This window comes from Pseudoalteromonas sp. SIMBA_162, assembly GCF_046535955.1.
Lineage (GTDB): Bacteria > Pseudomonadota > Gammaproteobacteria > Enterobacterales > Alteromonadaceae > Pseudoalteromonas > Pseudoalteromonas marina.
In genome coordinates this window covers 1-231 of sequence record NZ_JAWJBQ010001348.1, presented here as the reverse complement: position 1 = coordinate 231, position 231 = coordinate 1, and the positions used below count along the sequence as shown (strand labels likewise).

1 rRNA gene is annotated in these 231 nt (G+C 42.4%); it reads left to right on the top strand.

The features are described 5' to 3' along the window. Positions 1-231, top strand: a 23S ribosomal RNA gene (locus R0J88_RS24020); the annotation flags it as partial.

The window sequence follows — 231 nt, the reverse complement described above, 5'->3', positions numbered from 1 at the left end:
AATTAACGAGGCGAACGCTGAGAACTGAAACATCTAAGTACCCGTAATAAAAGAAATCAACCGAGATTCCGAAAGTAGCGGCGAGCAAAATCGGAACAGCCCTCAAGCTTATTATGTGTTAATGGAAGGCTCTGGAAAGTGCCACGATACAGGGTTATAGTCCCGTACATGAAAAGACATTTTTAGTGAAATCGAGTAGGTCGGAGCACGTGAAACTTTGACTGAATATAG